This is a genomic window from Flavobacterium sp. (genome assembly GCF_049318185.1).
Lineage (GTDB): Bacteria > Bacteroidota > Bacteroidia > Flavobacteriales > Flavobacteriaceae > Flavobacterium.
Window position 1 is genome coordinate 1 of sequence record NZ_JBMOGV010000096.1, and the last position, 8803, is coordinate 8803.

At 32.5% G+C, this 8803-nt stretch carries 11 protein-coding genes; 5 read left to right on the plus strand and 6 right to left on the minus strand.

Annotated features, from left to right (window positions below; all coding sequences use genetic code 11):
- Positions 1 to 587, minus strand: a 587-nt coding sequence (locus ACOYLT_RS08850) for a 2,3,4,5-tetrahydropyridine-2,6-dicarboxylate N-succinyltransferase (protein ID WP_422853497.1), incomplete at its 3' end; no start/stop codon positions are given.
- Between the two features lie 87 nt (positions 588 to 674).
- Here ACOYLT_RS08850 and ruvX point away from each other — a divergent pair.
- The 5 genes from ruvX (at position 675) to ACOYLT_RS08875 (ending at position 4696) form a co-directional block, all read left to right on the plus strand.
- A complete protein-coding gene (gene ruvX / locus ACOYLT_RS08855) occupies positions 675 to 1091 on the plus strand; it encodes a Holliday junction resolvase RuvX (protein ID WP_422853498.1) in 417 nt (138 codons plus the stop codon).
- A gap of 30 nt (positions 1092 to 1121) precedes the next feature.
- Positions 1122 to 1709 carry a peptide deformylase gene (gene def, locus ACOYLT_RS08860; RefSeq protein WP_422853499.1) on the plus strand — a complete coding sequence of 196 codons (588 nt, stop codon included), beginning with the start codon at positions 1122 to 1124 and terminating at the stop codon, positions 1707 to 1709.
- A 48-nt stretch (positions 1710 to 1757) separates the two neighbouring features.
- The gene (locus ACOYLT_RS08865) at positions 1758 to 2255 is read left to right on the plus strand and encodes a DUF5606 domain-containing protein (protein WP_422853500.1); all 498 of its coding nucleotides are present in this window, start codon (positions 1758 to 1760) and stop codon (positions 2253 to 2255) included.
- 80 nt (positions 2256 to 2335) lie between these two features.
- Positions 2336 to 3133 carry a nucleoside triphosphate pyrophosphohydrolase gene (gene mazG, locus ACOYLT_RS08870; RefSeq protein WP_422853501.1) on the plus strand — a complete coding sequence of 266 codons (798 nt, stop codon included), beginning with the start codon at positions 2336 to 2338 and terminating at the stop codon, positions 3131 to 3133.
- Between the two features lie 90 nt (positions 3134 to 3223).
- Positions 3224 to 4696, plus strand: a complete 1473-nt coding sequence (locus ACOYLT_RS08875; RefSeq protein ID WP_422853502.1) for an APC family permease — start codon at positions 3224 to 3226, stop codon at positions 4694 to 4696.
- Between the two features lie 58 nt (positions 4697 to 4754).
- Here the strand turns inward: ACOYLT_RS08875 and ACOYLT_RS08880 are convergent, their stop codons facing one another.
- The 5 genes from ACOYLT_RS08880 to ACOYLT_RS08900 all read right to left on the minus strand — a co-directional run.
- On the minus strand, positions 4755 to 5825 hold the full coding sequence (locus ACOYLT_RS08880) for a peptidylprolyl isomerase (protein WP_422853503.1): 1071 nt from the start codon (positions 5823 to 5825) through the stop codon (positions 4755 to 4757).
- 30 nt (positions 5826 to 5855) lie between these two features.
- Positions 5856 to 6959 carry a peptidylprolyl isomerase gene (locus ACOYLT_RS08885; protein ID WP_422853504.1) on the minus strand — a complete coding sequence of 368 codons (1104 nt, stop codon included), beginning with the start codon at positions 6957 to 6959 and terminating at the stop codon, positions 5856 to 5858.
- Between the two features lie 2 nt (positions 6960 to 6961).
- Positions 6962 to 7534, minus strand: coding sequence for a gliding motility-associated peptidyl-prolyl isomerase GldI (gene gldI, locus ACOYLT_RS08890; protein WP_422853505.1), 573 nt, complete (start codon positions 7532 to 7534; stop codon positions 6962 to 6964).
- 3 nt (positions 7535 to 7537) lie between these two features.
- Positions 7538 to 8542 (minus strand): DHH family phosphoesterase, encoded by a 1005-nt coding sequence (locus tag ACOYLT_RS08895; RefSeq protein ID WP_422853506.1) that lies wholly within the window; start codon positions 8540 to 8542, stop codon positions 7538 to 7540.
- Positions 8543 to 8578: 36 nt separating this feature from the next.
- Positions 8579 to 8803, minus strand: a 225-nt coding sequence (locus tag ACOYLT_RS08900) for a fluoride efflux transporter FluC (protein ID WP_422853507.1), incomplete at its 5' end; no start/stop codon positions are given.

Sequence of the window (8803 nt, forward strand, 5' to 3'; positions counted from 1 at the left end):
ACATTGGCACCAAGAACGGCTTCTTTTTCCACCCGAACTCCTTCTACAACAATACATCTTGAACCGATAAATGCCCCATCTTCAATAATAACAGGTGCAGCTTGTAACGGTTCTAAGACACCACCAATTCCAACTCCGCCTGAAAGATGAACATTTTTACCTATTTGAGCACAACTTCCCACGGTTGCCCATGTATCCACCATCGTTCCTTCGTCGACATAAGCACCAATATTTACGTAACTTGGCATTAAAATTACACCTTTTGAAATATAGGCTCCATATCTTGCAACTGCTGGTGGAACTACGCGAATTCCTTTTTCAGAATAACCTGTTTTAAGTAGCATTTTGTCGTGGTATTCAAAAATGCCAGCTTCCCATGTTTCCATTTTCTGAATAGGAAAATACATTACTACGGCTTTTTTTACCCATTCGTTTACTTGCCAACCCCTTTCAGTTGGTTCAGCAACACGCAGAGTCCCTGAGTCTAAAAGCGCAATAACTTCTCTAATGGCATTAGTTGTAGTTTTTTCTTTTAATAATTCTCGGTTTTCCCAAGCAGCCTCTATAATATTTTGAAGTGTAGTCATGTTTTTTTTAATTTGAGCAAAGATAATTCCATTTTTTTTAAATTATTTATATAAATGATTTTTAATGTAACTTTGAAATAAAAATAAATGCCAAGAATTCTCGCTATAGATTACGGATTTAAACGAACTGGAATTGCAGTAACTGATGAACTGCAAATTATAGCTTCTGGATTGACAACAATACCATCAGCAACCGCAATCCATTTTCTAAAAGAATATTTTTCCAAAGAAAAAGTGGTTAAAGTTTTGATTGGTGAACCCAAGCAAATGAATGGTCAACCATCTGAAAGCACTCCTATTATTGAAAAATTTATAGCGGATTTTAAAATTGCTTTTCCTGAAATGAAAATGGAGCGAGTAGATGAAAGATTTACTTCTAAAATGGCTTTTCAAACCATGATTGATAGCGGACTTTCAAAGAAACAAAGACAAAATAAAGGATTGGTTGATGAAATTGCTGCAACTATTCTTCTTCAAGATTATTTGATAAGGAAAATGATTTAAATTCTTTACTTTTGCAAAAAAAATTCAGAAATGATTATTCCTATTTATGGATATGGTGAAGCAGTTTTAAGAAAAATTGGAGAAGAAATCACTCCCGATTATCCCAATTTGTCAACAATTATTGCTAATATGTATGACACTATGTATAATGCCTATGGTGTTGGATTAGCTGCTCCACAAGTTGGTTTGGCTATTCGTTTATTTGTGATTGATACAGAGCCTTTTAGTGATAGCGATGATTTATCAAAAGAAGAACAGCAACAACTAAAAGGTTTTAAAAAAACGTTCATCAATGCCAAAATTATTAAAGAGGACGGTGAACTTTGGGGATTTAACGAAGGTTGTTTGAGTATTCCTGATGTTCGCGAAGAGGTATTTAGAAATGAAAGAATAACATTAGAATATTGCGATGAGGATTTTAACAAAAAAACGGAAGTTTTTGATGGTTTAATTGCTAGAGTTATCCAACATGAATATGACCATATAGAAGGAATTTTGTTTACTGATCATCTTACGATATTAAAGAAAACATTAATAAAAAAGAAGTTACAAAACATTATGGAAGGGAAATCTTTTCCAGATTATAGAATGAAATTTGCTAATAAAAAAGGAAGATAATTATTTGAATTAGAATTATATATTTGTGCCCTAAATTAAATTATGAAAATGAACGTAGAAAAAATACTAGCTATTGCAGGAAAACCGGGTTTATTCGAATTAAAATTACAAACACGTTCAGGTTTTTTAGCAGAATCATTACTAGACGGAAAGAAAATTACAGTAGGATTGAGAAGTAATGTAAGCTTGCTTTCGGAAATATCAATGTATACTTATTCAGAAGAAAAACCTTTGGTTGAAATCATGCGGGCTATTGCTATAAAAGAAAACGAGGGGCCAACTGCTGTTTCACCTAAAGAAGATAACGCAAAACTGATTACTTATTTCAAAGAAATTTTACCAGATTATGATGAAGACAGAGTTTATGCCTCTGATATTAAAAAATTATTGAACTGGTATAATATTCTACAAGCAAAAGGATTGGTATCAAAAGAAGAACCAGTTATAGCAAATGCTGAAGTTGTAGCTGAACAAGTTGTTGAAGAAGAAAAAAAAGCTGAAAAAGCTCCTAAAAAAGCGAAAGTTCTAGCAAAACCAAAAAAATAGTTAATTACTTTTTATAAAAATAAATCCTATTTCTCTATTCCAGAAGTAGGATTTTTTATTTTTACAAAAATCTCAATACAATGAATACTCGTCAGCAGCAATTAGAAGCTTTTAATAGATTACTCGATATTATGGATGATTTGCGCTCCAACTGTCCTTGGGATAAAAAGCAAACGTTAGAAAGTTTACGACATCTTACCATTGAAGAAACCTATGAACTAGGTGATGCTATATTAAATAACGATTTACAAGAAATCAAAAATGAGTTGGGAGATTTGTTATTGCACATTGTTTTTTATGCCAAAATAGGAAGCGAAACTAACGATAGTTCATCATCGCTCACTACAGGTTTTGATATTGCTGATGTATGTAATGCTATTTGTGAAAAGCTAATTCACCGCCATCCACATATTTATGGAGATGTTGAAGTTGCTGATGAAGAAGAAGTAAAACAAAACTGGGAAAAACTAAAACTCAAAGAAGGCAAAAAGTCAGTTCTTGAAGGGGTGCCAAAAGGATTGCCCGCTTTGGTAAAAGCCAGCCGTATTCAAGATAAAGTTAAAGGTGTCGGCTTTGATTGGGAAGAACCACATCAAGTTTGGGACAAAGTACAAGAGGAACTACAAGAATTGCAAGAAGAAGTCAATGCTGGCAATCAAGATAAGATTGAAGCAGAATTTGGAGATGTATTATTCTCGATGATTAATTATGCCCGATTTTTAAAAGTAAATCCCGAAGATGCGTTGGAACGAACCAACAAAAAATTTATCAAACGCTTTATGTATCTAGAAAGCAAAGCTGGCGAACTTGGAAAACCATTAATGGATATGACTTTGGCAGAGATGGATGTTTTTTGGGAAGAAGCTAAAAAATTATAGAATGTAGATTTTTTTACCTTTTCCCTTATCTCTTTTTCCTTTTAACTATTTTATTATATTTGAAAATAACCAACTAATAAAAATAACAATATGTCTGAAACAAATACTTCTTCAGTTCGCCAAAATGACTCGGGTCACGAATTAAAACGTTCCTTAGGTCTACTCAATGCCACTAGTATAGTTGCCGGTTCCATGATTGGTTCAGGTATTTTTATTGTTACAGCTGCTATGGCAAGAGACTTGGGTTCTGCGGGTTGGTTACTAGTTGTTTGGTTAATTACAGGATTACTTACCATGTCTGCTGCTTTAAGTTATGGAGAATTAGCCGGAATGATGCCTAATGCAGGAGGACAATTTGTTTACATTCAAAGAGCTTATGGAAAACTAACTTCTTTTCTTTATGGTTGGACCGTTTTTACGGTCATACAAACAGGTACAATTGCAGCTGTTGCTGTAGCATTTGCTAACTATTCTGCCGTGTTCTTCCCCGTTTTAGAAAATAAAATATTGACTATTGGTACTTCTTATTCGTTTACCAACAAACAAATTTTAGCAATGACAAGCATAGTATTGCTTACCTATATTAATACCAAAGGAATCAAAACCGGTAAAACCATTCAGTTGTTATTTACTTTGGCGAAGTTAGTGGCACTTTTTGCCTTGATAATTCTTGGGTTATATGTGGGGATGAAAACTCACGTTCTATCTGATAATTTTACCCATATGTGGGAGGCGAAAAAAACAATTTTAAATCCAGATGGTTCTATAACTGTTGCAAAATTGACAGGGATGGCTTTGCTTGGCGCCATGGGAGCAACAATAATCAACTCCTTGTTTTCCAGTGACGCATGGAATAATGTAACCTTTATTGCTGGTGAAATAAAAGAGCCCAAAAAGAATATACCACGAAGTTTGTTTTTGGGAACTTTAATAGTGACAATTATTTACATTTTAGCCAATATTGCCTATCTAACTTTGTTGCCTATGAAAGGCGTGCCAACAGGTTCTGTTTTTGAGAACGGAATTATGTTTGCAAGTCAAGATAGAGTAGGAGCGGCTGCTGCCAATATGATTATGGGAAATATTGGTGTATTTGTTATGGCTGGATTAATTATGGTTTCAACTTTTGGATGCAATAGCGGTTTGATTCTAGCTGGAGGAAGAATATTTTATGCCATGTCAAAACAAGGTTTATTTTTCAAAAATGCTGGGGAGTTAAATAAAAATGACGTTCCCGAAAAAGCACTTTGGTTCCAATGTTTTTGGGCTTGTACATTATGTATCTCTGGAAAATATGGAGATTTGTTGACCTATGCTACTTTTGCATCGCTACTTTTCTATATTCTAACAATCTACGGAATTTTTATCCTAAGAAAAAAAGAACCCGATACGGAACGACCATATAAAGCATTTGGTTATCCAATATTACCAGCATTATATATAGTTGTTACAGCAGCTATTTGTGTTACGCTATTAATTTATGATACTACAAATACTGGTTTAGGATTGGCAATTGTTGCCCTTGGAATTCCTGTTTATTATTTTTTTATGAAAAAAAAATAGGTTGGTTAAAAAAAAGAGCTCCAATTGGAGCTCTTTTTTTAATGAAAACAGTAATTTATTATTGATTTATTTTTAAAAGTTCCACTTCAAAAATCAAATCACTTTTTGCAGGAATTGGTCCCATTGCTCTTTCTCCATAAGCTAAATTAAAAGGAATATAAAATTTATATTTTGCGCCTTCTTTCATTAACTGTAATCCTTCAGTCCAACCTGGAATTACTTGATTCAATGGAAAATCAATTGGTTCGCCGCGTTGTACACTACTATCAAAAATTGTTCCGTCAACAAGTGAACCCGTGTAATGAACTTTAATATTACTAGTAGCAGTAGGCGCAGCACCTGTTCCTTCTTTTAATACAATATATTTTAATCCACTTGCAGTAGTTTTACCATTTGCGAATTCTATTAGTGCTTTTTCTGCAGCTTTAGTCCTTGTCTGAGCTTCTTTTGCTTCATCTCCCGCTTTGTTTGCCATATAATCTGCAAAAACTTTTGTTGCATCAAATTTATTTGCTTCAGTACCTTTTCTAGAAATAGTAATTTTTTTAATTAAATCATCTTGAGCAATTTTATTTACCACATCCTGACCCGTTATAACATAACCAAATATAGTATGTTTTCCTGTCAACCATGGTGTGTCTTTGTGGGTAATAAAAAATTGAGATCCATTGGTTTTTGGTCCAGAATTTGCCATAGCTAGAATTCCAGCTTTGTCAAATTTAGCCTCTGTGATTTCATCTTTAAAAGCATAACCTGGCCCACCAGAACCGTTTCCTTGAGGATCTCCACCTTGTATCATAAAATCAGCAATTACTCTGTGGAATTTTAAACCATCATAAAATGGTTTTCCTTTTAGCTTTTCATCTGTAACTGAAGCATTTGTTCCTTCTGATAATGATATGAAATTGGCAACAGTAACAGGAGTGTTTTTATAATCTAATTGAAGTAGAATCTTACCTTTATCGGTATCCATTTCTGCAAAAATACCTTCCTCATTTGAAGTAGATGGAGTTGTTTTTTTTGTTTGAACTGAAGCTTTAGTTGATTTGGTAACTGATTTTTTGGTTTGTGCTGTTACACTTATTATGCCTAAGCAAATAAAAAGTAGCATGTTAAATTTTATTCTCATGATTAATTAATTTAATTTGTTTTATTGTTTTTATTTTACTTCTATTTCAAATACTAAATTGGCATTGGGTGGAATTACATTCCCAGCGCCTTGTTCTCCATATCCTAAATTTGCTGGAATAAAAAACACTGCTTTTTCTCCCATTTTAATTTTATTTAATCCTTCTACAAAACCTGGTATAACTTTATTTGATCCCATTTCATAAGGAAGATTAGAATATCCATTTTGCATGGCTCTTTGCGGGTCAAATTTACCAAACATTTTTGCAATTTCTGGATTGCTGGTATCAAAAAGTGTTCCATCATCAAGAAAACCTGAATAATCTATATAAATCATGGTGCCATTTTTTGGTTTTGCTCCGTTTGTTTTTTGAGTGATTAAATATAATAATCCGCTTGGAGTTTTGGTTGCTAATTTTTTTAAATTTTCAAAATATAAAACTTTTTTATCTTTTACTGCTTTATATTTTTTGTCATATATTATTTTGTTTTCAGCATCAATAAGTTCTTGCTTCTTTTTATTCTCCATTTCTGCTTTGAAATAATCGTTGAAAACTTTTAAGGCATCAAACTTTTTTACTGATTCGCCTTTTCTTATAATAGTAACTTTAGTCATTTCATCATTTATTGCAATCGTATTTACAACATCCATTCCTTCTATTACATATCCAAAAACAGCATGTTTTCCATCTAGATTTGGTGTAGGACTAAATGTGATAAAGAATTGTGAGCCATTAGTATTAGGTCCAGAATTTGCCATGGAAACCGTTCCTGCTTTGCTATGTTTTAATTCGGTAATTTCATCTCTAAAAACATAACCTGGATCACCGGAACCATTTCCTAATGGATCGCCACCTTGAATAACAAAACCTTTTTCCACTCTGTGAAAAACAATACCATCATAGAAAGGTTTTCCTTTTAAATCTGAATTTACAAAGGGATTATTTCCCTCGGCTAATGTTACAAAATTAGCAACTGTTATGGGTGCTTTTTGATATTCAAGTTGGATTAGTATATTTCCTTTTGGAGTCTCAATTTTAGCATACAAGCCGTCTTTTAAATTTTTATAATCGTCTTTGCAGGCGCTTAAACCCAGTGATACAAAGACAAATAAAAGCAAAATTTTCTTCTTCATTTTTAATTATTAATTTCTGTTTTTAATTTATTTTCTTGTTTAAAGTCATTTAAAGTTACTGTGCAAATCAATGGTTGATTAGTACCAATACGTTTGTTATCTCCATGATATCCAAACGCCATATGTGAAGGAAATAAGAAAGTAACTTTTTCATTTTTTCGCATCAATTTAATACCATCTCGCAATCCCATTATAATATTTTGTTTATCTACAATATATGTTTGAGGACGTAATTCCACTTCAGAATATACGACATTTCCTTTGAAATCTTTAATTTCATAATCAAACGAAGCAATATCACCTTTCTTTGGGCGCAATGTGTCACTTTCATTTTTGGTTTCATAATGATACCAATATCCTTTTTTTGAAGCTAAATATTGTATTTTAGGATTGCTTTTTATAATAGAGTCTATTTTACCTTCTTCGCCAGCTATTAGTTTTTTATTTCTAATTATTGATTCTTTCATAAATGTTCCAGAAGAACGAGAAATAGGCATTCGGGCTTGTTGTTGTTTGCAACTCAAAATGGTAGCAAAAATCAATAAAAGGAATATAATTTTTGAACTATTTTTCATTTTTTAAATGGTTATTTTTACGATTAAATTTTCAAATTTCTTGATGGTTTCATGCATACTTTCATATGATTTTCCACCGGCGGCATTGATGTGTCCACCACCATTAAAGTTATCTCTAGCAAATTGATTGACATCAAAACTCCCTTGTGAACGGAATGAAATCTTTATAATGTTTTCCTCTTTATGTTCAATAAAAATAGCAGCTAAATGTATTCCTTTTATTGTCAATCCATAATTGACAATACCTTCTGTATCGCCTTTTTCATAATGAAATTCGTCTAATTCTTTTTGCGATAGCGTAATATAAGACGTTTTGAATTCTGGAACAACTTTCATATTCTGCAAAGCACGTCCTAAAAGTTGCAAACGATTATAGGAGTTATTATCAAAAAGCAAGTTATGAATTTCACTATTTTCAATACCAATATCAATTAAATCGGCAACAATTTTGTGGGTTGCACTAGTAGTTGATGGAAAACGAAACGAACCTGAATCTGTTGTTATTCCAGTGTAAATACAAGTGGCAATGGTTTTGTCAATTAGTTCTTTTTTATCTAAAAATGAAATGAAGTTATAAATCATTTCGCAAGTGGAACCATATAAACTGTCTGAATAGGTGTAAGTAGCAAAAGTGTCCGGTTTTTGATGATGATCAATCATAACCATAGGGACAGTAAGGTTTTTTAATACATGTTCCATTTCACCAGTTCTATGAAGTGCATTGAAATCTAGCGTGAAAATTATTTCAGATTCTTGAAGTGTTTTAGTGCAATTTTCTTTGTCATTTTCATAAATCAGAACAGTTTCTGAACCTGGTAACCATGCCAAAAAGTTTGGAAAATTATTTGGAGAAATAACTATGGGTTGCTGATTCAATTTCAAAAGAAAATGATATAATGCTAAAGTGGAACCCATAGCATCTCCATCAGGACTTCTGTGTGGAATTATGGCAACTTTTTTTGGCGTTGCTAATAATTGTTGAATTGCAAAAATGTCTTCCTTTTTCATAGTTTGCGAAGTTACATTTTTTTCAGGAATTGAATATTATTTGGTAACAAAAAGACCAAGCCAAACCGCAAAAAGACCAAGAATTATGCTTAATCCGATGTAGCCAAATGCGATTAGTGAGTTGTTGTTTTGAAACAATGTAACATTTTCCATTCCAAAAGTAGAAAAAGTGGTGAATCCACCGCAAAAACCAGTTACTAAAAACCATTTTAGGTTACTATCTGTCAATTGATTTTTGGTTAAAAATCCAATAATTAAACC

Excerpts from the sequence above, each read along its gene's own strand:
- gldI (WP_422853505.1), bottom strand. The coding sequence starts at position 7,534 with ATGAAAAATAGTTCAAAAATTATATTCCTTTTATTGATTTTTGCTACC.
- def (WP_422853499.1), top strand. The coding sequence starts at position 1,122 with ATGATTATTCCTATTTATGGATATGGTGAAGCAGTTTTAAGAAAAATT.
- ruvX (WP_422853498.1), top strand. The coding sequence starts at position 675 with ATGCCAAGAATTCTCGCTATAGATTACGGATTTAAACGAACTGGAATT.
- ACOYLT_RS08875 (WP_422853502.1), top strand. The coding sequence starts at position 3,224 with ATGTCTGAAACAAATACTTCTTCAGTTCGCCAAAATGACTCGGGTCAC.
- ACOYLT_RS08865 (WP_422853500.1), top strand. The coding sequence starts at position 1,758 with ATGAACGTAGAAAAAATACTAGCTATTGCAGGAAAACCGGGTTTATTC.
- ACOYLT_RS08880 (WP_422853503.1), bottom strand. The coding sequence starts at position 5,825 with ATGAGAATAAAATTTAACATGCTACTTTTTATTTGCTTAGGCATAATA.
- mazG (WP_422853501.1), top strand. The coding sequence starts at position 2,336 with ATGAATACTCGTCAGCAGCAATTAGAAGCTTTTAATAGATTACTCGAT.
- ACOYLT_RS08895 (WP_422853506.1), bottom strand. The coding sequence starts at position 8,542 with ATGAAAAAGGAAGACATTTTTGCAATTCAACAATTATTAGCAACGCCA.
- ACOYLT_RS08885 (WP_422853504.1), bottom strand. The coding sequence starts at position 6,959 with ATGAAGAAGAAAATTTTGCTTTTATTTGTCTTTGTATCACTGGGTTTA.